Source organism: Pedobacter antarcticus, assembly GCF_900103515.1.
Classification (GTDB): Bacteria; Bacteroidota; Bacteroidia; order Sphingobacteriales; family Sphingobacteriaceae; genus Pedobacter; species Pedobacter antarcticus.
The window spans coordinates 43,464-66,680 of the sequence record NZ_FNGZ01000002.1 but is presented as its reverse complement, the minus strand read 5'-3'; the positions used below and the strand labels follow the sequence as shown (position 1 = coordinate 66,680).

Sequence of the window (23,217 nt, the reverse complement as noted above, 5' to 3'; positions counted from 1 at the left end):
AATTAACAAATTGTTATTTTTCTGTGAATGTCATAACAAAATAATAAAGGAATTTCTAATTTTTATTATCTCCCTATCTGATAGCGGTTTACAAAAAACCTCATTTCCTGCACACTAGCTAAATAATTGTTTGGCACCAAGCTTGACTATATGACAAACATAGTCAGAAACTAAAAAACTAACCCTCTGGCTAAGGTTAAATTAAAAACACAATAAAATGAAAAAATTATTATTATCACTCGTAGCGGTTTCCGCTTTAGCTTTCACTACACAAGCACAAACAGAACAAGGTAAATTTATGATCGGCGGTAACGTTGAATTAAACACTAATAAAACAAGTGGTGCTAAGAAAACTGATTTCAATTTCGCAGTTATTCCTTCAGTTGGTTATTTTGTTTCTGATAACTTCGCAGTAGGTACAGGCATTGGTTACTCTTACGCTAAGATTTATAGCACTACAGCTTCTGTTAAAAATAACGCATTTGAGGTTAGCCCATTTGCACGTGCTTATAAAGGTATCTCTGATGAATTTAAATTCTTCGGTCAATTATCAGTTCCAATGACATTTGGTAACACTAAAGTTGGTGATGCTGAAGGTAACAACATGGTTAAAACTGGTAACAACAACCAAGTTGGTGTAGCTTTATCTCCAGGTTTTGCATTCTTCCCAAGCAAAAAAATTGGTATTGAGTTTTCAGTTAGAGGTATCAGCTACAATGATAACCGTTTAGAAAATGCTGACGGTGACAAAGTAGGTGGTTCTAAAAACTTCAGTGTAGGTGCAAACTTTTTCGCTCCTAAATTAGGTGTTCAGTTCTACTTATAATATGTAGAAATTATACACAACAGAATAAAACAGAAAAGGCCCCGCAAATTGCGGGGCCTTTTCTGTTTAGAAGATTCGTAGATTACTTACCATTCTTCTCTACCTCACGATCCATTTCCAGGATATCTACCTGTGCAGGTGTCGTAAAGTCTCCGAGCAAATACCTGTTGAAATGATCTGCCAGTTTCCAGAAAGCGTATTCTGTCATTGTACCAAAACTATGTCGCTGGCCGGGGATAATAGCGAATTCAAAACGTTTACCAGCCTTCATCAATGCATTTGCTACACGAATGGTATTAGCCGGATGGACATTATTGTCTACATCTCCAGTCATTAGTAACAGATGTCCTTTCAATTGTTTAACCAGATCCGGGTTTTTATCAATACTGTACTGGAAAGTCGTATCGCCTTTGGCCGATATTATTTCTTTTACACCATGATGTTTCTCACTCCACCATCTGTTGTAAATACTGTTATCATGGTTACCTGCATTAGATACTGCTGCTTTAAAGAAGTCGGGATAAACCAGCATTGCCGCCGTAGACATAAATCCACCGCCGGAATGCCCGGTAATACCGACTCTGGAGATATCAATAAAACTGAACCTGTCAGCCAGTTGCTCAACAGCTACCTTTTTATCGGCCAGACCATAATCTCTCAAATTACCGTATCCGTAGGTATGATACCATTTAGAACGCGCGGGATGACCACCACGGTTCCCGACAGTTATTACGATATAACCAAACTGTGCCAGCCTTTCCGTCCTGTCCATGCTCTTACTGAACGCCTTGTTCACAGCCTCAGTCTGCGGACCGGGGTATACATACTCTATGATTGGGTATTTCTTCTTAGGATCGAAATCGAATGGCTTATATAATACACCATACAAATCAGTAATCCCGTCATCGGCTTTGACCTTAAAAGTCTCCGGAAATTTATAACCCGTTGCCATCAGTAAAGAAAGATCGGTAGTTTCCAGCTTCATTACCAGGCCGCCCTGCTGATCCATTATTGTCGCAGCCGGAGCCGTATTTACCCTGGAAAAGTTGTTTACAAAATAAGGTCCGTCGTCCTGCATACTTACTGTATGATCGAAATTACCACTGTTTAGCAATTTCAGACCGGAACCATCAAAATTAATTCTGTAAAAATGCAGGTAATAAGGATCCTCACCTGCCTCTTTACCATTGGCGGTAAAATACAGGACACGGCTTTTGGAATCTACTTTAATAATTTCTTCGGTGTGGAACGGTCCCTTTGTAATCTGATTTTTCAGCTTACCATTCTGGTCGTACAGATAGAAATGCCCCCAGCCGTCGCGCTCAGACCAGTGAATAATTTCATTGGTTCCTTTAATTATTGCCGGGCGGTTAACTTCTACATAAGTGTTAAAACGTTCCTCAATTAGAGACTTAACTGCACCTGTCGCTGGATCGACAACACAGATGTCCACCCTTTTCAAATCACGGCTTGTTCTGGACAAATAGAATTTATTGTTGTCTCCCAGCCAGACGGCAGGTTTAAACTCATTGTCCCTGTCAGTATTAAGCACAGGTGTATTCCAAACACTCAAACTCTGATCTTTAAAAGAATTAACGGCTAATTTTTTGCCCGTTTTATTCTTGAAATCAAATAAGTAAACTTCTTCCAGCGGACCATCTTTTTCGCCGGGCATCTGATATTTATAGGTTTCCAGTGTCGGTCGGCCTTTCGAAATATTATTAATTACCCACAGGTCTTTAACTTTCCTTGTATCGGCGCGCGTTAATACAAAATACCGTGAATCCGGTGACCAGAGTACAGAACTAGCCCGTCTCTTTTTATCATTTTTTTCCTGTTCTTCATTATTTTCTCCATCTCCATTTCGGCCATAAGGATAATATTTAAGGCCATCTTTTGTTAGTTGATGTTCAACTACGGTACTATCTTCTTCATTTTTAACGGCCTTCAGGTAATTCACCTTATCCATCCAGAAGAGATTATAGTTACGTGTGAAAATAACGGCCGAAGAATCTGGTGCAATTGAAGCCCAGTCCGGTCTTTTTTTAGGCTTTTCAAAATCTTCCAGAACTTTCAGTTTTGAATTCTGCAGTTCATACTGAAAGAAATAGGTTTTCTTCTGCATCGAATCGGCATCCTTTAAATCTTTACGATCCTTTTTCAATTCATCAACAGAGCTTTTCACTTCAAACCGGATGAATTTTTCATCCTTAGAGAAGGTTAAGTTTTCAATTGGCAAATGCTGCCCGTCAAAAGGATCACGGATAATCGTAGTTATTTCGGCTGCGAGACTAACCGGGTCAAACAATTTCTTCTTAGACTTTGCACCCGGGTCGACGATAAACCAATCTTTTCCGGCAGGAGTTTCATAAACATACCAGAAACGTTTACTTTTTAACCAGTGCGGATCAACAGAAGTAGAGTAAACGATTTTTTTTAATTTTTCAGGGGAAAATCTAGATGCCAGCTGATAGTTGGCTTTCGGTGATTCGCTGATAGTTTCTGTCAGAGTGTAGGTCTTGGTCTGAGCAATACTCTGACCACCTAAGCCTGCTAAAAACAACAGGAACAGGTAATTATGTTTCATGTAGTCAATAGAATTTATACCAGCCCGAGGGGCTGCGGATATTAAAAATCCTAAATTATCCATTTTAAAAATGGATTAATCATTTGAGAGGTAATATTTGGGTTATGAACCTCGAATTCCTAGTTTTGCAGCAATCTTACTATTCACCTATATGAAACAACAATTGCTTAGTCTGACTGCTGCTGCCTTATTATTCGGCGCAGGTTGCCAGTCCAAATCACAAGAGAAAAACACACTTACTGACAGCACCTCCGCTACCGTAGAAACGACAACCACAAATGCAGATCAACCGCAAACTCCTGTCAATACGGCCAATATAAAAGTTGCCGATGCTAAAACTATCCTCGCACGCAAGCAAGTACCTGTTTTATGTTATCACCAGATTCGCGACTGGAGACCGAAAGATTCGAAATCGGCCAAAGACTATATCATTCCAATAGAAACTTTTAAAGCCCAGATGAAAATGCTGGCAGACAGCGGTTATCATACGATTCAGCCAGATGAGTTGTATGCCTATCTGAATGAAGGCGCCCCTCTTCCTGAAAAACCGATCATGCTTACTTTTGATGATACAGACCTGGATCAGTTTACAATTGCTGAACCAACCATGAAAAAATATGGTTTTAAGGGAGTTTTCTTCATCATGACTGTTTCCATTGGCAGACCAAATTACATGAACAGAGAGCAGATCAAAACTCTTTCAGACCAGGGACACACAATAGGCTCCCATACCTGGGACCATCAAAATGTTAAGAAATATCAGGGTAAAGACTGGGAAACCCAAATAGACAAACCAACTAAAACCCTGGAAGATATTACAGGAAAAGACATTCATCATTTCGCTTATCCTTTTGGTCTGTGGAATCCGGAGGCTATCCCGGAACTCAAAAAACGAGGTTTTAAATCTGCCTTTATACTTTCCACAAAGAGAGATGAGAACGATCCTTTATTTACCATCCGCAGAATTATAGCAAGCGGTTACTGGACTCCAAAAACATTGAGCAACAGTATTAAAAATAGCTTTTAATAAAAAAGGCGGCCATTAATGGCCGCCTTTTTTATAATTCATCTTTATATAGTACCCGGAATACTTAGCTGATCTTTTCAATCAGGTAATGATTCTGGTTGAAGCTAAAGCTTTCCCCTTCTTTCTTCCCCAGTAAAAGTTGCCCGATAGGCGATACTGCCGAAATTGCAAAAGCCTGAATACTGTCCAGCTTAATCTGACCAGCACTTATACTGATATAAAAAACACCATTATCTGTGTGAACCAGGCTTCCATTTTTAACCTGCAGACTCACCGGTACATCTTGCAGTGATTCCAGCATCTGTAAATTCTGCTGTGCATCTGCCAGCAGGCGTTTATTTCTGGAGATATCTTGTTGCATCATTTCACGGGTTGTTTCGAATTTGTCTCCCGCGCTACTCTTGGTATCGTCATTACTCGCTTCTCTCGCCTGCTCCAGTGCAGTTTCAGCAGTTTGGATCCTTTGGTGTATAAAGTCCAGGCAGGCCTGGTATAATGCTATTTTCAAATCTTCCATCTTCTTTAGTCCTCTAACCAGGTAATTTTGTGCTCAATTGCGGTACGCTTAGCGTCCCGCGGGACATCCTGATGATATCCCATATAAAAAAGTCCGTAACACTTCTGGCCCTCCGGCAGGTTAAATACTGCGGGCAGGCTTTCAATCATTCCCGGAGAACTCCAGTATGCCCCGATCCGCAGGGCTTCGGCTGTTAGTGCCATATTTTGCACAGCGCAGGCCAATGCCGCAAGTTCCTCCCATTCAGGGATCAGCTCCGGATGTAACTGCACATTAAGCAGGATAATACAACTTGACTGCGCTGCCTTGCTGATTATACTATCATATTTTTTCTGCAGAAAATGATCTGCCGGAGTTTCTTCTTTATATAAACGTGCCAGCTCATTTCCCAGTCTGGTTTTAGCCTCTTTGCGGCAGACGACAAATCTCCAGGGTTGAGTTAGCTTATGAGTAGGTGCATAATTTGCACTTTCCAATACTCTTCTGATCTGCTCATCAGGTATTTCTTCAGCAGTATAGGAAACCGGAAAAATACTACGGCGGCGTTTAATAATTGATTCAAGTATATCTATCTCTTTTTCCATTTTAAATCAGTTTCAAATTTTGAACGGATCTTCCGTTTAGGCTCAGATAAGGAAAATCTATCTAAATCAGACGAAAGGCCGATCTGAGAATTACAAGATTAAAAAAACAAATTGAACAATTACGTATGATCTAATGATTCTGAAGGCATTCGGGCATATTATGAAATATTCATTACCTTTGCGGCTTATTTTTGTGCAATATGATTTCAGTTTCTAATTTATCCCTGCGTTATGGAAAACGCACCTTATTTGAAGATGTTAACCTTAAATTTACTCATGGCAACTGTTATGGCGTAATCGGGGCAAATGGTGCGGGTAAATCCACCTTTCTGAAGATCCTTTCCGGAGAAGTGAACCAAACCACTGGTAGCGTCGCTTTTACCCCTGGAGAGCGTATGGCGGTTTTAAAACAGAATCATCATGAGTTTGATGATTTTTCTGTCTTAGAAACGGTTATGATCGGTCATAAAGAGCTTTATGACATCATGAAGGAGAAAGACGCTATCTATCTGAAGGAAGATTTTTCAGATAAAGACGGCGAACGTGCAGGAGAACTGGAAAACAGATTTGCAGAAATGGATGGCTGGAACATGGAAAGCAATGCAGCGACCATGTTAAGCAATCTGGGGATTAAAGAAGAATTCCATTATAAAGAACTGAAAGAACTGGACGGAAAGCAAAAAGTCCGCGTTTTGTTAGCGCAGGCCCTTTTTGGTAATCCTGATATTCTTTTACTGGATGAGCCAACGAATGACCTGGACATTGAGACTATTGCCTGGCTGGAAAACTTCCTGGCAGACTATCAGAATATAGTACTGGTTGTATCTCACGACAGGCACTTTCTGGATGCGGTATGTACACATATCGTAGATATCGATTTCAGCAAAATGAATACTTATTCCGGTAACTATACTTTCTGGTATGAGTCCAGTCAGCTGGCGTTGAAACAAAGAAGTGACCAGAACAAAAAACTGGAAGAGAAAGTAAAGGAATTACAGGAATTTATTCAGCGTTTCAGTGCGAATGCCTCTAAATCCAAACAGGCAACCTCCAGAAAGAAAGCCCTTGATAAAATTGATTTAACGGAAATTAAACCATCCAGCCGTAAGTATCCGGCAATTATGTTTAATAACCTGGCCAGAGAGGCTGGAGATCAGATCCTGCAGGTAGAAAACCTGTCCAAATCTGTGAATGGTGAATTTCTGTTTAAAGGAGTGAACTTTATGGTTAACAAAGGCGATAAAATTGCCGTTGTTTCTCAGAACAGTTTAGCAACTACTGCATTCTATAACGTACTAACCGGACGTGATACCGATTATACAGGTGAATTTAAATACGGTGTAACTATTAATATCGGTGATATTCCAAACGACAACTCTTCTTATTTCGAAGGGAAGGATATGAATCTTGTAGATTGGCTGAGAGAATATTCAGATACCGATAAAGATGAACAATTCGTAAGAAGTTTCTTAGGCAGAATGCTGTTTTCAGGAGAAGAAGTACTAAAAAACTGTAAAGTATTATCCGGTGGTGAGAAAATGCGTTGTATGTTCTCTCAGATGATGCTGAAACAGGCTAACCTTCTGCTATTTGATGAGCCAACGAATCACCTTGATTTGGAGTCGATTACTGCATTGAATAACGGTATGAAAGATTTTAAAGGCACTATTCTGTTCACTTCACGTGACCATGCCCTAACCGAATCTGTTGCTACCCGCGTTATCGAACTGACGCCAAATGGCTCAATCGATAAAATGATGAGCTATGATGATTATATCAATAGTGATGATGTAGCACAATTGCGTGCTGACTTATATAAATAAATTTGATTTCTGAATACAGACATTAATCCCGTCTGTTTAAAAGAGCCACACAATGTGGCTCTTTTTTTGTTTAATAGAAAATCAAAACTTATAATCATGGAAAGAGCAGAAATCAAAACACTATTAGAAACAATTGAACAACAAGTGAGCTCTTCTATCCTTGGAGGAATGGAAGATACTTATCAGGAACTGGCCGATCTGGGTTATGTAATTCTCCATGATGACAGTGCACATCCCTCTGCTACGATCACACAAAAAGGTATAGAATTCCTGGAAAATTACTAATTCTCTCCAATCTTCATTTAACAAAGTATTTACATCCTGAGTTTTTGCAAATGTATTGCATTTAGTATATTTGTATGACCGCCTTTTCCGGGTTAGCCGGAATCTGTTAAAAAACAGGTCATACCCGTATGCAGCAGATGATCAGTATTAAAGCTTTGGCACATGCCTATAACCAGGATAAGAAGATTAACTTCGACGACTGGCAGGTGAGCAAGGGAGAGCAATGGTTGCTGCTGGGTAATTCGGGTAGCGGAAAGAGTACGCTCCTGCATATTCTGACAGGTATCCTTTCCCCGTCAACCGGTCAGGTACAGATTAATGAAACAGAAATCTATCAGTTAAAACCACGAGAGCTTGACCGTTTCAGGGCATTGCATATCGGGATTGTATTTCAGCGTCCGCATTTGATCAAAAGCCTGACCATTCAGGAAAACCTGTTGATGGCCCAGAGTTTTGCCGGGCTCCCGGAAAACCGCAACAGGATTCAGGAAGTACTTGAATCGCTGGCAATTTCAGCTTCTTCACACCAATACCCTTCTACCCTCAGCCAGGGACAGCTACAACGTGCATCTATAGCCCGGGCTGTGATTAATAAGCCAGCCTTACTGATTGCTGATGAACCCACTTCCAGTCTCGATGACCAGAATGCCGGAACTGTTCTCCGCCTGTTAAAAGAACAAACTGAGCTGAACCAGTCTACATTGGTCATTGCCACTCATGATCAGCGAATTAAAGAAGCGTTTACACATACTTATACCCTGTAATGAGCCCTTTACAAATCAGCTGGAAAAGCTTAAAATCAAAACCGCTGTCCTCGGGACTAAATATATTGCTCATTGCATTTGGAACAGGCATACTTACTATTTTATTACTCGCTTCCAGACAGATCGGCGATAAATTAACACAAAACTCAAAAGATATCGACCTGGTTGTCGGTGCTAAAGGAAGTCCTTTGCAGCTCATCCTGAGCAGTATCTATTATATGGACAATCCTACCGGCAATATCCCTTTAGAAGATGCCCAGCGACTTTCCCGCAGCCCCTTTGTCAAAAGAGCTGTGCCATTAGCCATGGGCGATAATTACAAAGGCTTTCGGATTATCGGTACAGACAGTAATTATATCGCACTTTACCAGTTGAAAAACGCATCAGGCCAGTTCTGGAAAAAAGATTTCGAAGTTTCCATTGGTGCTTCTGTTGCAGAACAGCAGCAGCTTAAAATCGGAGATACCTTTCTGGGTGCACATGGCTTAACGGAAAATACACACGTCCATGATCACCATACCTATAAAGTAACGGGAATCCTTCAGAAACAAGGAAATGTAACAGATAATCTGATCCTTACCAACATAGCGAGTGTATGGAAGATGCATGAAGAACCGCAGCATGATCATGCCGATGAGAATGAACATGAACACGCAGAAGAAGAGCCAGCCGGAAATAGGGAAATTACCTCTTTACTTATCCAGTACCGTTCGCCAATGTCTGTTGTCATGTTCCCAAGAATGGTTAATTCGGCTACCCAGCTACAGGCGGCCTCCCCTGCCATGGAAAGCACAAGACTGTTCTCCCTAATTGGCGTAGGGATTGACACCTTGCAGTGGTTTGCATTTCTGATCATGCTCATTGCGGCGGTTAGCGTTTTTGTAAACCTCTATAATTCATTAAAAGAAAGACAGTATGACCTGGCCATTATGCGGACACTGGGTGCCTCCAGGATCAAATTGTTCAGGATTGTTATAGAAGAAGGCCTCCTATTAACATTTACCGGCACAATTGCAGGCATCCTTCTTGGACATATCGCCGTAGAGCTGATTGGCTCAGGACAGGAAAGCAGCCAGGCAAGGCTTAGTGGGCTGGTTTTTCTGAAAGAAGAAATTTATTTATTTGCCGCTGGTCTGGCTATCGGTATATTTGCGGCTATTATCCCTGCCTGGCAAGCTTATCGCGCAGATATCGCTGCAATACTGGCTAAAAACTAACCTATAAACACCTCATGAAAAAATTATTTTTGATCTGCCTGTTATTTATTGGATTTAAAACCTACGCACAACATGATCCGAATGATCAGATCATGTCTCAGAACTGGGATATTATCGGCGGGGTGGATTTCAAGATTATTAAGGACACGCATATGGTGGCGAAATTTACGCCTGAAATTAAAAAGTATGCTAACAAGCCATTTGAGTTGGAAGGATACCTCGTTCCTATCAAAGATGGAATGAAACAGACTAAGTTTATGTTGTCTACCCTTCCAATTAATCAGTGTTTCTTTTGCGGTCAGAATGGCGTACCGATTATGGTATTGGTAGAACTGGCCGAACCTATTAAATTTACCTACCACACTATTACAGTAAAAGGAACTCTCCGGTTAACTGAAGGCAATGCGATGGATAATCCGCCGGTTGCATTAATAAATGCCAAATCTATCTGATATGACTAAGATTAACCCCACAGCACTACTGAAAGAAAATGGTCTGAAACATACCAGACAAAGAGTAAGAGTACTGGAAGAAATAGCACTGGACACCGTTGCAATATCGCAACCTGAACTGGAAAAGAAACTAGGAAAGGAAATTGACAGGGTCACTCTATACAGAATCCTGAATATTTATCAGGATAAAGGCATCCTGCACAGGATTATGGATATAAATGGAACGGCAAATTACGCCATTTGCTCCGCTGCCTGTTCAGAAGATCATCACCATGATGATCATGTGCATTTTAATTGCACTTGCTGCCTTAAGATCTATTGCCTGGAGGTTAAAGCTCCGCATTTAAAAATGCCACATGGCTTCAAAGCTGTCACGACTAACACAACTGCTTACGGTATATGTGAGAAATGTGCTCAGCTGGAGACAGAATCCGGCACAGAGCTACAATAAAAAAAGGCTGCAGATATCTGCAGCCTTTTTTTATACGTATACCAATTCTGGATTAGTGTCCAGCATGACCGTCAGCACCATGTGCATGACCGTGGCTTAATTCTTCTTCAGTTGCTTCACGTACAGAAAGGATTTTTCCACCGAAAATCAGGTTTTTACCTGCCATCGGGTGGTTTAAATCTACAGCAATAGTTGTATCATTTACTGCAGTAACTCCTGCTCTGAAATGATTACCTTCATTGTCCTGTAAAGGAATAACATCACCTACATTAGGTAAATCCACTTCTTTAAACATGTCTTTTGGCAGATCTGCAAATGCACCAGGATCTTTCTCTCCGTATCCATCAGCGGCAGTTAGCTCAAAATTGTATTCATCACCAACATTCAGTCCAGCTAAATGCTCTTCAAATTTAGGCAACATCATACCAGTACCATACAAGAAAACCAATGCATTCTGCTCATCAGCTTTTTCTACGAAAACTTGTTGTCCTTCTTCATTAGTCGTATGCAGTTCATACGTTAATGAAACTACTGTATTGGGTTTAATACTCATTGGAATCTTGTTTTATTTTAATTTTATTGATTCTTCAACCTTTGTTACCTCCAGCCGATCTGATTTATTCAGGCAAATATATATTTTTGTTTTATTTCATCGCCTATGTTTTAACAACGGAAATATATAATTGTTCCCGCTTATTTCATATTCTATTGATTTACAATAGCCAACAATAAAAACATGCTCCTATACGCAGTTAATGAATCGTGTCCTCACGCCAGGCTTTCTTCTTTTGTTCTCTTTGGTTGATATACCCTTGCCATACCCTTGGGATACCCTTCCTTTACCCAAAGGGTATACCAAGGGTATGGCAACGGTATAGCAAGGGTATCGCAACGGTATAGCAACCCCGAAGAAATGCAAAAGAGACTTCACAAAAATCAAATGAAAAATCAGAAGCATTCAACTGCAGAATAAAAAGGATATAATTACTTGATCAGCATTTGCTGAAAGCTGAGACTATCTCCGCGAAACACATTGAAATCTACCACATGGTTAATTCCACTGATTTTAGCGCGATCGGAATGCTGCCAGAAAAACCACTTGGTTTTCGCTCCAGCTTTGAGTTCTGCCTGATAATAATGAGCTATCCAAAGTGGATAGTCATCAAAATGGCCCTTTAAATAATCCCTGTAAAATACAAGCCCGGAATAAATGATGGGCCTTACCTTGGTCTTCTGCTCAATATGATCCAGAAAATCCTTCAGCTCAGCACGCATTTTTTCGGGCTCTACCCCACTTAACTCTTCGACATCTACTACCGGAGGCAAATCGCCGGTATCGAATTTAACGGTCTGCAGAAAAAACCTGGCCTGCCATAAACCTGACTTCCTTGGAATGAAATAATGATATGCACCACAGACGACGCCAGCTTTCGGCGCCTCTCTCCAGTTCCGCTGAAAATAAGGGTCGACACCAGATATTCCCTGCGTAGCTTTAATAAATGCGAAATCAACTTTAACCTTATCCTCCTTCATTGCCCTAACCATTTTCCAATCTATTTTACCTTGGTAAGAAGAGACATCAATTCCATGAATTTCATATCCTTTGGGTATTCTGATTGCATAACTTTTGTAGGACCGGTAATTTGGGTCTTCGCCAATATCCATTACCCACTGCTTCGCAGAGATAAACATTTTCAGAATATAGCCGTAATATAAAGGTGATGCCAGAACAAGAAGTAAAGCCGCTATAGCAAATTTAAGTGCAAGCGGAACAGGCTTCTTTTTCTTAGCCGGCGCTTTCCGCTTTCGTGTAGCTGGTTTATTGGGTTGTAAGACTTTTTTAGCTGAAGCCTGACGCTGGGCTGGGTTTGTTGTTTTCTTCTGAACTGGTGGCACAGCGCAAAAATACAAAAGGGCAGCCTTATGGCCACCCTTTTTATAAAGATTAAATGTGGTACTGCTATTATTTACTCAGTTCCGCGAAATATTTATGGAACAGAGGTAGTGTCTCAATACCCTTATAATAGTTAAATATATCGTACTTTTCATTTGGTGAATGTAATGCATCGCTATCCAGACCGAAGCCTAACAATACAGACTTAATGCCTAATACGTCTTCAAACAAAGCTACAATCGGAATACTTCCACCTCCTCTTGTCGGGATTGGGTTCTTACCGAAACTATCAAAAATAGCTTTCTCCGCTGCGCGGTAAGCTATACTATCTGTTGGCGTAACTACGGGTTCGCCACCATGATGTGCCGTTACCTTTACTTTCACAAACTCCGGCGCTATAGACTCGAAATGTTTCTGGAAAATTGCAGATATCTCTTCAGAATTCTGATGCGGTACCAGACGCATGGAAATTTTCGCATTCGCTTTAGAAGGCAATACTGTTTTAGCTCCTTCACCAATATAACCACCCCAGATACCATTCACCTCCAATGTTGGTCTTGTACCAGTACGCTCTAATGTTGAATAGCCCTTTTCACCCCATTCTGCCTGAATATTCAGATCTTTTTTATACTCGTCCAGATCAAAAGGAGCAGAATTTAAAGCTTCCTTTTCAGCCGGAGTTAATTCTACGACACGGTCATAAAATTCTGGAATTACGATATGGTTATTTTCATCATGAAGAGAAGCTATCATTTTACATAAAATGGTAATTGGATTCGCAACTGCACCACCATATACGCCAGAATGCAGGTCTCTGTTAGGTCCTGTTACTTCTACTTCCATATAAGCTAGACCGCGTAAACCAGTCTCTATTGACGGATTTTCCATGCTGATCATCGAGGTATCAGAGATTAAAACCACATCTGCTTTCAGCCTTTCCGCATTTGCCTTCACAAAAACACCCAGGTTAGATGAACCCACTTCTTCTTCACCTTCAATCATGAATTTCACGTTGCAAGCCAGAGTACCGGTCTTCATCATCAGTTCAAATGCTTTAACATGCATATAAAACTGTCCTTTGTCATCACATGCACCACGCGCATAAATTTTACCATCGCGAATGGTAGGTTCGAACGGCGGAGTATCCCATAATTCAACAGGATCGGCAGGCTGTACATCATAATGCCCGTAAACCAGTACAGTAGGTAGAGAAGGATCGATTATTTTCTCTCCGTAAATAATCGGATAACCTGCAGTCTGACAGATTTCTACTTTATCTGCACCAGCTTCTTGCAACTTTGCAGCTACGAAATCGGCTGTTTTAAGTACATCAGCTTTGTATTTCGGATCAGCACTGACTGACGGAAAACGTAACAATTCAAACAATTCATCCAGGAATCGTTGTTTATTGTCTTCTACATATTTTTTGATCTCTTGCATAACAATTGAATTTCTGCAAATATATGGTATTTGTTTAAACGCGATTTTCCTGGACACATTTTCCGGTTCGCATCAAATTTTAATCCGCATCAAAAATTGCTGCAGACTTCATTTGTAATATGCAATGCAACCAGATTATAATTTATTATTCTGCGGGGAAATCGCCCCTCGTATAGTAGTCTGGTTCTATGAACCCGCAACGTTAAGCGCATAAATTGTTTTTAACCTATTTTTCCATTATCCTTAAAATAAGAGAGCACGTTTTATTATTTTTGCATTTCATCTGCTGTTAAATTTAATTGACAGCGGCACATCAAGCAAAACAACAAAGATTTGGATTATTTAGCAGGATTAAACCCTCAGCAACGTGCAGCAGTAGAAAACACCCAGGGACCAGCAATGATTGTCGCGGGTGCGGGATCGGGAAAGACCAGGGTCATCACTTACCGTGTAGCCCATCTGATCGAAAAAGGAGTCGACGCATTTAATATTCTCGTACTTACTTTTACGAATAAGGCTTCAAAAGACATGCGGGAACGTATTTCGAAAGTAGTTGGTACGGAAGCAAAAAACTTATGGATGGGTACTTTTCACTCGGTATTTGCTAAAATTCTGCGTGTGGAAGCCGAAAAAATAGGGTATCCGTCTAACTTCACAATTTATGATACTGATGACAGTAAAAGTCTGATCCGTGCCATTCTCCGTGAAATGCAGCTGGACGATAAATTGTACAATGCCAACTTTGTATATAACCGTATATCTTCTGCCAAAAACAATCTGGTGAGTCATGTGGAGTATATTAACAGTGCTGAAATACAGGCCGAAGATGTTTCTAATAAAAGGCCAATGCTTGGTGCTATTTATGAAACTTATACCAAACGTTGCTTTAAAGCTGGTGCAATGGACTTTGACGACTTACTGTTCAAAACCAACGTGCTTTTAAAGAATAATCCGGATGTGCTGAATAAGTATCAGCAGAAGTTTAAATACCTGATGGTAGATGAGTATCAGGATACGAACTTCTCGCAGTATACAATTGTTAAAAAACTGGCAGCGGCATACCAGAACATCTGTGTTGTTGGTGATGACGCGCAGAGTATCTATGGATTCCGGGGTGCCAATATTCAGAATATCCTGAATTTCGAAAAGGATTATCCGGACTTAAAAGTTTATAAACTGGAGCAGAATTACCGCTCTACACAAAATATAGTAGAAGTGGCGAATAGCATTATCGCCAACAATAAGAACCAACTGGAGAAAAATGTCTTTTCAGACAATGAATCTGGTGACAGGATTAAAGTTTCCCGTGCTTTTACAGATAACGAAGAAGGCAAGATTGTTGCAGAATCCATTATGCAAGACCGAACTTCAAACGGGCTTAGCTATAGCGATTTCGCGATCCTGTATCGTACAAATGCGCAATCAAGGGCAATGGAGGAAGCACTGAGAAAGCTCAATGTTCCTTATAAAATCTATGGCGGACTATCTTTCTATCAGCGTAAGGAGATTAAAGATTTAATCGCTTATTTCCGTCTAACTTTCAATCCGAGTGATGAAGAAGCCATAAAAAGAGTAATCAACTATCCGCGAAGAGGACTTGGCGACACCACCGTTGATAAAATTATCGTGGCAGCCGACCAACATGATATTACCATGTGGGAAGTAATCTGTGATCCGCAAAAATATATTGCCGGCCGTATTGCCAATCAGCTGAATGATTTTTCGATGTTAATTAAGAGTTTTGCAGCTGAGTCTAAAAAACTGGATGCATATGAAACTGCTTTATACATAGCACAACATTCAGGTATTCTTAAAGAACTACATATCGATGAAAGTGTCGAAGGCCGCAGTCGCTACGAGAATATTCAGGAATTACTGAATGGTATCAAAGAATTTGCAGAGCGTGAAGATATTGAAGACCGCAGCCTGGCTATTTTTATGCAGGATATCGCCCTTCTAACCAATGACGACCGGGCAGATGAGAAGGATAAAGAGACCGTTTCTCTCATGACAATCCACTCTGCGAAAGGTCTGGAATTTAAGAATGTATATGTCGTTGGACTGGAGGAAAACCTCTTTCCTTCGCAGATGTCACTGAATTCCAGGACAGATCTGGAAGAAGAACGCCGTCTTTTCTATGTAGCTATCACGCGCGCCGAAAAGAAACTCACATTAACTTATGCCACCTCAAGATATCGCTGGGGCACATTGACAAATTGCGAGCCGAGCCGTTTTATTAGTGAAATTAACGCTAAATACCTCGAGCTGGAAGTGGTTAAAGCACCTAAAACAAGTATAGATTCTGATAGTTTTGACGGGGAAAGAAGATCCTGGTCTCAGCAGCGGGATAGTTTCAGCAAGCCAAAACCTGCAGGACAAAGTTCCGGCTCAACTATTGCGAATCGTCCTAAACCGACGGTATTGCCTACAGCGCATATCCCCACTCCTGGTTTCACACCGGATGCGGCAGCCTCTTTCCAGAATGGTATGGAAGTTGAGCACGAGAAATTCGGGTTTGGTAAAATTGTGAATCTGGAGGGCAATTTACCGGATGTAAAGGCAACTGTATTTTTTCAGGGTCTGGGAAACAAGCAATTGTTATTAAAATTTGCTAAATTGCGCATTGTAAAATAAGTCTTACCTTAAGACCATAATACGATAACAGGGCCCGAAGCGTTTATTAACCTCCCCTTCTGTTAGGGCCATTAGAAATAAATTTGAATGAATTTCGATTATAATACCACAAGAAACGAATTAATTCTTGCTGAATACGGACGTAATGTGCAGAATATGGTCAAATATATCTGTGGCCTGTCCGATCTGGAAGAAAGAAACAAATACGCTCAGGCGGTGATTGATCTGATGGGTTTTCTAAACCCGCATTTAAGAGACGTCGCAGATTTTAAACACAAATTATGGGATCACCTGCATATTATTTCAGGTTACCAGATTGAAGTTGACAGTCCTTACCCTAAACCAACTCCCGAAGCAGCATTGGTAAAACCTGCACATATTGGTTATCCTCAGCAACGTATAAAGTATAAACACTATGGTAAAACTGTGGAAGTTCTGATTGACAGGGCACTTGCTGTAGATGAACCGGAACGCAGAGCAGCCATGGTTCAGGGAATAGCTAATTTCATGAAAATGGCTTACGTAACCTGGAATAAGGATACAGTAGCTGATGAAACTATCCTTAAAAACCTTTATGAACTTTCGGGAGGAAAACTGCAACTGGAAGAAAACATTAACCTGGCCAAGGTTGAATTCAGACCTCCGGTTAGCAGACCATCTATGAATGCCGGCCGCGGTCGCAGTAATAATAACAATAACAACAAGGGCAGACAAAACAACAACAATAATAACCGCCCCAGAAGCAACAACAACAATCCGAAGCAAAGGCACTAGGAAGCAGATTTAAAATACGAGGTTAGCACAATATGAATGCATTTGAAATTATAGGCGGGAAGAAACTAAAGGGTGAGATACACCCTCAGGGAGCCAAAAATGAAGCTTTACAAATTCTTTCGGCCGTCTTATTAACGGAGGAAAAGATTACAGTAAGTAATATTCCGGACATTAAAGATGTTAATAAACTGATTGAACTTTTAAGTGACCTCGGTGTAATGGTGGAGAGAATTTCAAAAGATACCTATACTTTTGAAGCCAAAAACATAAATCTGGAATTTTTTAAATCAGATGTATTTAAATCTAAAGGCGGAAGCCTGAGAGGCTCCATTATGATTGTAGGTCCATTACTGGCACGTTTCGGTAAGGCTGCAATCCCTAAACCAGGTGGCGACAAAATTGGCCGCAGACGACTGGATACACATTTCCTGGGTTTTGAGAAACTGGGTGCTAAATTCGTTTACGACAGTAAAGCATCCTTTTTTAATGTTGATGCAACTAATCTTCAGGGTGCATATATCCTGCTGGATGAAGCTTCAGTAACCGGAACTGCCAACATTGTAATGGCAGCAGTACTGGCAAAAGGTGTAACTACGATTTATAATGCAGCATGTGAGCCTTATTTACAGCAGTTATGTAAAATGCTGAACCGCATGGGTGCTAAAATTTCCGGCATTGGTTCCAACCTTCTTACTATCGAGGGAGTAACTAAACTGGGTGGTACAGAACATAGGATGTTACCTGATATGATTGAAATCGGTTCATTTATAGGCCTGGCGGCAATGACTGAATCAGAGATTACGATCAAAAACGTTTGTTATGACGAATTAGGTGTTATACCTGATGTTTTCCGTAAACTGGGTATCAAATTTGAACGCAGAGGCGATGATATCTACATCCCTTCTCAGAAACATTATATCATCGATACTTTTATTGATGGTTCGATTCTGACTATAGCAGACTCTCCCTGGCCAGGATTTACTCCTGATTTACTGAGCATTGTACTTGTCGTAGCTACACAGGCGAAAGGATCGATATTAATCCACCAGAAAATGTTTGAAAGCCGCCTGTTTTTTGTAGACAAGCTAATTGAAATGGGCGCACAGATTATTCTTTGCGATCCACACAGAGCTACGGTTAATGGAATTAACAAACAATACCAGTTAAAAGGTATCAGTATGACATCTCCCGACATTCGTGCAGGTGTCTCTCTATTAATCGCAGCACTTTCAGCGGAAGGTAAATCGACTATATTTAATATCGAACAGATAGAAAGAGGCTATCAGGATATCGACACCCGTTTAAGAGCAATAGGTGCGCAGATTAAGCGTGTAGATGCTTCTGCACCAAGTCATTAATTTATATTAAGAGTATTAACTCTAAACAAAAAGGCTTCCTGAATAAAAATCAGGAAGCCTTTTTTTGTATCTATCTAATAGAATTACAAATTATTAGACTTAAGCAGAGATAGCGTTAATGATATCATATTGGGTGATAATATCAAAATTGCCTTGCTCATCTTCAACTAACACGGCACTATTTTCTTTATTGATCAGCGCCGAAATCTTATCTATTGACGTATTAAGATCAACAAATGGGAAAGTAGCAGACATAATTTCTTTTACCGGAGATGACTTCAAAGCCGGGTTCTCCATCAATGCTCTTAGGATATCTCCTTCTGCCAGTTTACCGACAACCATGCCTTTTTGAGTAACTGGTATCTGCGAAATATTTAAAGCATTCATCGTATTGATCGCTTCTACAATCGTCTTTTCACAATCTACAGTCACAATTTCCAATTTTTCCTTCTTGGCAAGAATAGATTTTGCAGTTAGCTTCTCATCTTTCAAGAAACCTCGTTCTCTCAACCAGTCTTCATTATACATTTTACCCATATAACGGCTACCATGATCGTGGAAAATAACTACAACAAGATCACCTTCTTTTAGCTGATCTTTAAGCTGCATAAGTCCTGCAACTGCAGATCCCGCCGAATTTCCGGCGAAGATACCCTCCTTACGGGCAATATCACGGGTCATCAAAGCAGCATCTTTATCTGTTACTTTCTCAAAAAGGTCAATGACATCGAAGTTCACATTCTCAGGAAGAAAATCTTCACCAATTCCTTCTGTGATATACGGGTATATTTCGTTTTTATCCAGAATACCAGTCTCTTTGTATTTTTTGAACACAGAACCATAGGTATCTATACCCCAAACTTTAATTGCCGGGTTCTTCTCCTTCAAATACTTTCCGGCACCGGAAATAGTCCCTCCTGTTCCGACACCCACCACAAGGTGCGTGATCTTACCTTCGGTCTGTTCCCAGATTTCGGGGCCTGTCTGCTCATAATGAGCTAAAGAATTGGCAAGGTTATCATATTGATTAGGCTTCCATGAATTAGGAACCTCTCTCTCCAAACGGGAAGAAACGGAATAATAAGAGCGTGGATCTTCTGGTTCTACATTCGTAGGGCAGACAATAACTTCTGCACCAAATGCCCTTAAGGCATCTACCTTTTCTTTGGATTGTTTATCTGTTGTTGTAAAAATACACTTATACCCTTTAATAATGGCAGCCATAGCCAGACCCATTCCGGTATTCCCGGAAGTACCTTCTATAATGGTTCCACCAGGTTTCAGCTGCCCATTTTTCTCCGCTACCTCGATCATCTTTAAAGCCATACGGTCTTTAATAGAGTTACCCGGGTTAGTAGTTTCTATTTTAGCCAGCACAGTAGCCGGAATATCTTTTGTAATTGTATTCAACCTCACCAACGGTGTGTTGCCTATAGTTTCCAATATATTGTTATACCACATATTACAAAAATACGACTTGATTCCTAGATATTTAATCAATACAAATAATCATTACATTATTCCGAATAATCAATCTATACCGCATATAATTCTGATTAGCCCCGTCATATTGATTGATAGGCAACAATTATATGGCATTTTTCACAATCCTTAATGCAATAGCTGATACAATCCACCTGGTTTCACGCAGATTAAACCCTTCATTTCCAGATCAAGTAAGGTTAGCGCTAATGCGCCGGCTCCCAATTTAAGTGCGGCTGAAAGTTGATCTGCCTGCAATCCTTTTTCGCTCAGTGCGTTAAATACAGCGCGCTGCTCTGCTGTTAATAATATTTTTTGCTGGTTAGCCTTTTCGTTTTCTTTGGCAAGCTGCGCTTCCTGTTGCCGCTTATGAACTTTATTCCAGCCCATTGCTTCCATTACTTCTGCTGTATGCTGCAATAAAATTGCCTGATTTGTCCTGATCAGATAATTACATCCCGCCGATCCCACATCTGTAATTCTGCCAGGAACGGCATAAACATCTCTATGATAAGAGTTTGCCAGATCGGCAGTAATCAAGGCGCCACCCTTTTCTGCTGCTTCCACAACGATCGTCACTGCGGCAATACCAGCAATAATTCTATTTCTCCGGGGAAAATTCTCCGGCCTGCACGAAGTTTTAAATGGAAACTCTGAAAGAAGACCACCACAGTTTAACATTTCAACCGCAGTTTCCCGGTGTACAGCAGGATAAATCCGGTCCAGGCCATGACCCAAAACGCCGACTGTAGGAATATTTAGACGCAGACACTCACGGTGGACACAAACATCAATACCATAAGCCAGCCCGGAAACCACCATTACATCGTAATCCTGCAAGACCTCAGCGATCGCAGCACAGCTTTGCAACCCATATGCGGTGGTCTTTCTGGAACCCACGATACTAACAATGCGATCCTGTTCTAGCTGCGCATTGCCCTTACTATAAAGTAACAGGGGTGCATCATGACACTGATTCAGGTTCTTTGGATATAAAGGGTCTGTAAAAAATAGTGGGCGGCAGCCGTATTTATTGAGCAGCAGAAGCTGCTCTTCTGCCAACTGCAGCGGTAAGGAACTGCATATTTGCGCCGCCATCGCAGCGCTCATCCCTGTTTCTGAAATTAATGCGGAAGATCCTGCCTTAAAGATATTTGAAGCATCTTTGAAGTGACTGATTAGCTTTCTCGCATTTACGGGACCGACTGACGGGATCAGTGTAAGTGCTATCTGATGTATAAGGCTCATCTGCTAAATTAGTTTATAGCAGACGAAACCTGTTAAATTTCTTTAAGCGACGTTTGAACGGATCAGCATTTTATGTGTGATTAACGCGGTATATATACGACGTATTTAGTCTCAAAAAATTCTTCATCAAAATATTCAGAGAGCGGATATAATTCTGCTTTTAACCTGGATTCCTTGATTTCTTCTGCCAGATCACCTCCTTTGAGGTAAAGGATGCCATTTGGGATCGCATGAATAGAGTCTTTTTTAAACTTATCTGCAATCCATGGATAAAAATCGATGAGCCTGGTTACTGCTCTGGAAACTACAAAATCATACTTCCCTTCTACCTGTTCTGCCCGGGAATGCGTCGCCTTAATATTTTTGAGGCCTAAAGCCGCCGCTACCTCATTTACAACCTTTATCTTTTTGCCAATAGAATCGACCAGATGGAAATTAGTTTCAGGGAATAATATGGCTAGGGGGATTCCGGGGAAACCACCACCTGTACCAACATCCAGGATGGATGCGCCTGGCTGGAATGTACAGAATTTAGCTATTCCCAGTGAGTGTAAAATATGTCTTTCGTATAATTCTTCAATATCTTTCCTGGAAATCACATTGATCTGTGCATTCCAGAATACATATAAATCATACAACTGTTCAAATTTTTGTTGCTGATCTTCTGTTAGATTTGTAAAATACTTCTGCAGTAGGGCTGATTTTATTTCCACTTGACTTTTTTAATAAATATAGAGAGAATGCCGTTAATTATCAGGAAAACAAACAATAGTAGGTCCAGAACCGGGAACCACCAGCGTAATTCTGCATAATTAAGGCGTTTTAATAAACGGGGATAAATCAGGCATCTGATTAACAGGCTCAGGCCAAAAACCCCTCCCGCAACCAAAATTCCTGACTTGAAAAAACAAAGCGCAGTCAGCAAGGCATAAAATAGGAACTGTGCTATAATCTGAAGACTGAGTATAAACTGATGACTCTTCTTATAAAACTTACCGGCCCCGAAATGACGTTTCTTCTGACGAAGGTAGGCGCCTAGCGTTGTATTCGGAACAGACCAGACGTGTGCATCTGGATTAATTCTGATCTCCGTATTACGTGATGTTGCATTTGCGTTTACAAAGAGATCGTCATCACCTGAAGGGATATGCATATGTGCAGCAAACCCCCTATTCTTAAAGAATAGCGACCTTTTATAAGCCATATTTCTGCCTACCCCCATATAGGGCATGCCTTTTAAAGCAAAAGAAAGATAATTAATAGCGGTAAAAAAGGTCTCGAAACGGATAAGGCTGTTTAAAATCCCCCTGTTACGCATATAAGGCGAGTAACCCAGAACGATAGAAACCTGCTCATCTGCAGGCTGCTGCATGCCCAAAAGCCAGTTTGGCGACGCTGGAGAACAATCTGCATCTGTGAAAACCAACCATTCGTTCGAAGCTGCTTTTATACCCATAGTTACGGCAAACTTCTTGCCCGCAATAAACTTTTCACCTTCGGGAACCTTCACTATTTTTAGGTTTTTATATTGCTCACTCAAGGTTTCCAGAACTTCGCGGGTTCGGTCCCACGAGCGGTCATTGACGACAATAACCTCGAAATTGGGATAGTTCTGCTCCAGCACCAGAGGTAAATACTGGCTGAGATTATCGGCTTCATTTCTGGCACAAATAATTACACTGATCGGTTCTAATGACTGGTCGGGAATTTCTTCCACGCTAACAGTGACTAGTTTCAGGTGTACAAAAAGACTGAAATAGAGTTGAATAGCAAAGCAAAAAAGGAGAGCGCCGGTTAAACAGCTTTCAATAAGAGTTAATTCCACATTGATGTTTTTGACAGCTGCCAAATTTC

At 40.7% G+C, this 23,217-nt stretch carries 21 protein-coding genes; 11 read left to right on the top strand and 10 right to left on the bottom strand.

The window, feature by feature from the left end:
* Positions 1–217 precede the first annotated feature (217 nt).
* A complete protein-coding gene (locus tag BLR53_RS03915; protein ID WP_037438118.1) occupies positions 218–826 on the top strand; it encodes an outer membrane beta-barrel protein in 609 nt (202 codons plus the stop codon).
* Positions 827–908: 82 nt separating this feature from the next.
* Here BLR53_RS03915 and BLR53_RS03910 read toward each other — a convergent pair whose 3' ends face one another.
* Positions 909–3,413 carry a S9 family peptidase gene (locus BLR53_RS03910; protein ID WP_074588441.1) on the bottom strand — a complete coding sequence of 835 codons (2,505 nt, stop codon included), beginning with the start codon at positions 3,411–3,413 and terminating at the stop codon, positions 909–911.
* A 151-nt stretch (positions 3,414–3,564) separates the two neighbouring features.
* Here BLR53_RS03910 and BLR53_RS03905 point away from each other — a divergent pair, with 151 nt between their 5' ends.
* Positions 3,565–4,440, top strand: coding sequence for a polysaccharide deacetylase family protein (locus BLR53_RS03905; RefSeq protein WP_037438119.1), 876 nt, complete (start codon positions 3,565–3,567; stop codon positions 4,438–4,440).
* Between the two features lie 64 nt (positions 4,441–4,504).
* Here the strand turns inward: BLR53_RS03905 and BLR53_RS03900 are convergent, their stop codons facing one another.
* Both BLR53_RS03900 and BLR53_RS03895 read right to left on the bottom strand, forming a co-directional pair.
* On the bottom strand, positions 4,505–4,957 hold the full coding sequence (locus tag BLR53_RS03900) for a 3-oxoacyl-ACP synthase (protein ID WP_037438120.1): 453 nt from the start codon (positions 4,955–4,957) through the stop codon (positions 4,505–4,507).
* Positions 4,958–4,962: 5 nt separating this feature from the next.
* The gene (locus BLR53_RS03895; protein ID WP_037438121.1) at positions 4,963–5,541 is read right to left on the bottom strand and encodes a nitroreductase family protein; all 579 of its coding nucleotides are present in this window, start codon (positions 5,539–5,541) and stop codon (positions 4,963–4,965) included.
* A gap of 200 nt (positions 5,542–5,741) precedes the next feature.
* On the opposite strand from BLR53_RS03895, the gene BLR53_RS03890 reads away from it, so the two are divergent.
* From BLR53_RS03890 to BLR53_RS03865, 6 genes are all read left to right on the top strand, one after another.
* Positions 5,742–7,364 carry an ABC-F family ATP-binding cassette domain-containing protein gene (locus BLR53_RS03890; protein WP_037438122.1) on the top strand — a complete coding sequence of 541 codons (1,623 nt, stop codon included), beginning with the start codon at positions 5,742–5,744 and terminating at the stop codon, positions 7,362–7,364.
* Between the two features lie 96 nt (positions 7,365–7,460).
* Positions 7,461–7,649 (top strand): hypothetical protein, encoded by a 189-nt coding sequence (locus BLR53_RS03885; protein WP_037438123.1) that lies wholly within the window; start codon positions 7,461–7,463, stop codon positions 7,647–7,649.
* Between the two features lie 128 nt (positions 7,650–7,777).
* Positions 7,778–8,413, top strand: coding sequence for an ABC transporter ATP-binding protein (locus BLR53_RS03880; RefSeq protein WP_342342059.1), 636 nt, complete (start codon positions 7,778–7,780; stop codon positions 8,411–8,413).
* Positions 8,413–9,630 (top strand): ABC transporter permease, encoded by a 1,218-nt coding sequence (locus tag BLR53_RS03875; protein WP_074587431.1) that lies wholly within the window; start codon positions 8,413–8,415, stop codon positions 9,628–9,630. The genes BLR53_RS03880 and BLR53_RS03875 overlap by 1 nt, the downstream gene beginning before the upstream one ends.
* Positions 9,631–9,644: 14 nt before the next feature.
* Positions 9,645–10,082, top strand: coding sequence for a hypothetical protein (locus BLR53_RS03870; protein ID WP_037438125.1), 438 nt, complete (start codon positions 9,645–9,647; stop codon positions 10,080–10,082).
* Position 10,083: 1 nt separating this feature from the next.
* The gene (locus BLR53_RS03865; protein ID WP_037438126.1) at positions 10,084–10,533 is read left to right on the top strand and encodes a Fur family transcriptional regulator; all 450 of its coding nucleotides are present in this window, start codon (positions 10,084–10,086) and stop codon (positions 10,531–10,533) included.
* Positions 10,534–10,585: 52 nt separating this feature from the next.
* On the opposite strand, the gene BLR53_RS03860 is transcribed toward BLR53_RS03865, so the two are convergent.
* The 3 genes from BLR53_RS03860 to BLR53_RS03850 all read right to left on the bottom strand — a co-directional run bounded on the left by BLR53_RS03860 (position 10,586) and on the right by BLR53_RS03850 (position 13,867).
* Complete coding sequence (locus BLR53_RS03860) at positions 10,586–11,086, bottom strand: FKBP-type peptidyl-prolyl cis-trans isomerase (protein ID WP_037442799.1); 501 nt, start codon at positions 11,084–11,086, stop codon at positions 10,586–10,588.
* Between the two features lie 431 nt (positions 11,087–11,517).
* Complete coding sequence (locus BLR53_RS03855; protein ID WP_051760077.1) at positions 11,518–12,429, bottom strand: glycoside hydrolase family 25 protein; 912 nt, start codon at positions 12,427–12,429, stop codon at positions 11,518–11,520.
* A 67-nt stretch (positions 12,430–12,496) separates the two neighbouring features.
* Positions 12,497–13,867 (bottom strand): dipeptidase, encoded by a 1,371-nt coding sequence (locus tag BLR53_RS03850; protein ID WP_074587427.1) that lies wholly within the window; start codon positions 13,865–13,867, stop codon positions 12,497–12,499.
* Between the two features lie 333 nt (positions 13,868–14,200).
* Here BLR53_RS03850 and BLR53_RS03845 point away from each other — a divergent pair, with 333 nt between their 5' ends.
* From BLR53_RS03845 to murA, 3 genes are all read left to right on the top strand, one after another.
* Positions 14,201–16,501, top strand: a complete 2,301-nt coding sequence (locus BLR53_RS03845; RefSeq protein WP_037442805.1) for an ATP-dependent helicase — start codon at positions 14,201–14,203, stop codon at positions 16,499–16,501.
* An 87-nt stretch (positions 16,502–16,588) separates the two neighbouring features.
* On the top strand, positions 16,589–17,275 hold the full coding sequence (locus BLR53_RS03840; RefSeq protein ID WP_037442807.1) for a DUF4290 domain-containing protein: 687 nt from the start codon (positions 16,589–16,591) through the stop codon (positions 17,273–17,275).
* Between the two features lie 32 nt (positions 17,276–17,307).
* Complete coding sequence (gene murA / locus BLR53_RS03835; RefSeq protein WP_037442809.1) at positions 17,308–18,633, top strand: UDP-N-acetylglucosamine 1-carboxyvinyltransferase; 1,326 nt, start codon at positions 17,308–17,310, stop codon at positions 18,631–18,633.
* Between the two features lie 99 nt (positions 18,634–18,732).
* Here the strand turns inward: murA and BLR53_RS03830 are convergent, their stop codons facing one another.
* The 4 genes from BLR53_RS03830 to BLR53_RS03815 form a co-directional block, all read right to left on the bottom strand.
* Positions 18,733–20,094 (bottom strand): pyridoxal-phosphate dependent enzyme, encoded by a 1,362-nt coding sequence (locus tag BLR53_RS03830; protein WP_037442811.1) that lies wholly within the window; start codon positions 20,092–20,094, stop codon positions 18,733–18,735.
* 150 nt (positions 20,095–20,244) lie between these two features.
* Positions 20,245–21,363: a DNA-processing protein DprA gene (gene dprA / locus BLR53_RS03825; protein WP_074587423.1), complete on the bottom strand. Its 1,119-nt coding sequence runs from the start codon at positions 21,361–21,363 to the stop codon at positions 20,245–20,247.
* An 80-nt stretch (positions 21,364–21,443) separates the two neighbouring features.
* On the bottom strand, positions 21,444–22,076 hold the full coding sequence (rsmG, locus tag BLR53_RS03820) for a 16S rRNA (guanine(527)-N(7))-methyltransferase RsmG (RefSeq protein ID WP_083331993.1): 633 nt from the start codon (positions 22,074–22,076) through the stop codon (positions 21,444–21,446).
* Entirely contained in the window at positions 22,067–23,188 is a 1,122-nt protein-coding gene (locus tag BLR53_RS03815) for a glycosyltransferase (RefSeq protein WP_074588432.1), read from the bottom strand. Before BLR53_RS03815 ends, rsmG begins: the two co-directional genes overlap by 10 nt.
* Between the last annotated feature and the right edge of the window lie 29 nt (positions 23,189–23,217).

Coding starts and splice junctions, on each gene's coding strand:
- BLR53_RS03870 (WP_037438125.1), top strand. CDS start 9,645: ATGAAAAAATTATTTTTGATCTGCCTGTTATTTATTGGATTTAAAACC.
- BLR53_RS03900 (WP_037438120.1), bottom strand. CDS start 4,957: ATGGAAGATTTGAAAATAGCATTATACCAGGCCTGCCTGGACTTTATA.
- BLR53_RS03885 (WP_037438123.1), top strand. CDS start 7,461: ATGGAAAGAGCAGAAATCAAAACACTATTAGAAACAATTGAACAACAA.
- BLR53_RS03895 (WP_037438121.1), bottom strand. CDS start 5,541: ATGGAAAAAGAGATAGATATACTTGAATCAATTATTAAACGCCGCCGT.
- BLR53_RS03850 (WP_074587427.1), bottom strand. CDS start 13,867: ATGCAAGAGATCAAAAAATATGTAGAAGACAATAAACAACGATTCCTG.
- murA (WP_037442809.1), top strand. CDS start 17,308: ATGAATGCATTTGAAATTATAGGCGGGAAGAAACTAAAGGGTGAGATA.
- BLR53_RS03840 (WP_037442807.1), top strand. CDS start 16,589: ATGAATTTCGATTATAATACCACAAGAAACGAATTAATTCTTGCTGAA.
- BLR53_RS03910 (WP_074588441.1), bottom strand. CDS start 3,413: ATGAAACATAATTACCTGTTCCTGTTGTTTTTAGCAGGCTTAGGTGGT.
- BLR53_RS03915 (WP_037438118.1), top strand. CDS start 218: ATGAAAAAATTATTATTATCACTCGTAGCGGTTTCCGCTTTAGCTTTC.
- BLR53_RS03890 (WP_037438122.1), top strand. CDS start 5,742: ATGATTTCAGTTTCTAATTTATCCCTGCGTTATGGAAAACGCACCTTA.
- dprA (WP_074587423.1), bottom strand. CDS start 21,363: ATGAGCCTTATACATCAGATAGCACTTACACTGATCCCGTCAGTCGGT.
- BLR53_RS03905 (WP_037438119.1), top strand. CDS start 3,565: ATGAAACAACAATTGCTTAGTCTGACTGCTGCTGCCTTATTATTCGGC.
- BLR53_RS03830 (WP_037442811.1), bottom strand. CDS start 20,094: ATGTGGTATAACAATATATTGGAAACTATAGGCAACACACCGTTGGTG.
- BLR53_RS03875 (WP_074587431.1), top strand. CDS start 8,413: ATGAGCCCTTTACAAATCAGCTGGAAAAGCTTAAAATCAAAACCGCTG.
- BLR53_RS03865 (WP_037438126.1), top strand. CDS start 10,084: ATGACTAAGATTAACCCCACAGCACTACTGAAAGAAAATGGTCTGAAA.
- BLR53_RS03880 (WP_342342059.1), top strand. CDS start 7,778: ATGCAGCAGATGATCAGTATTAAAGCTTTGGCACATGCCTATAACCAG.
- BLR53_RS03860 (WP_037442799.1), bottom strand. CDS start 11,086: ATGAGTATTAAACCCAATACAGTAGTTTCATTAACGTATGAACTGCAT.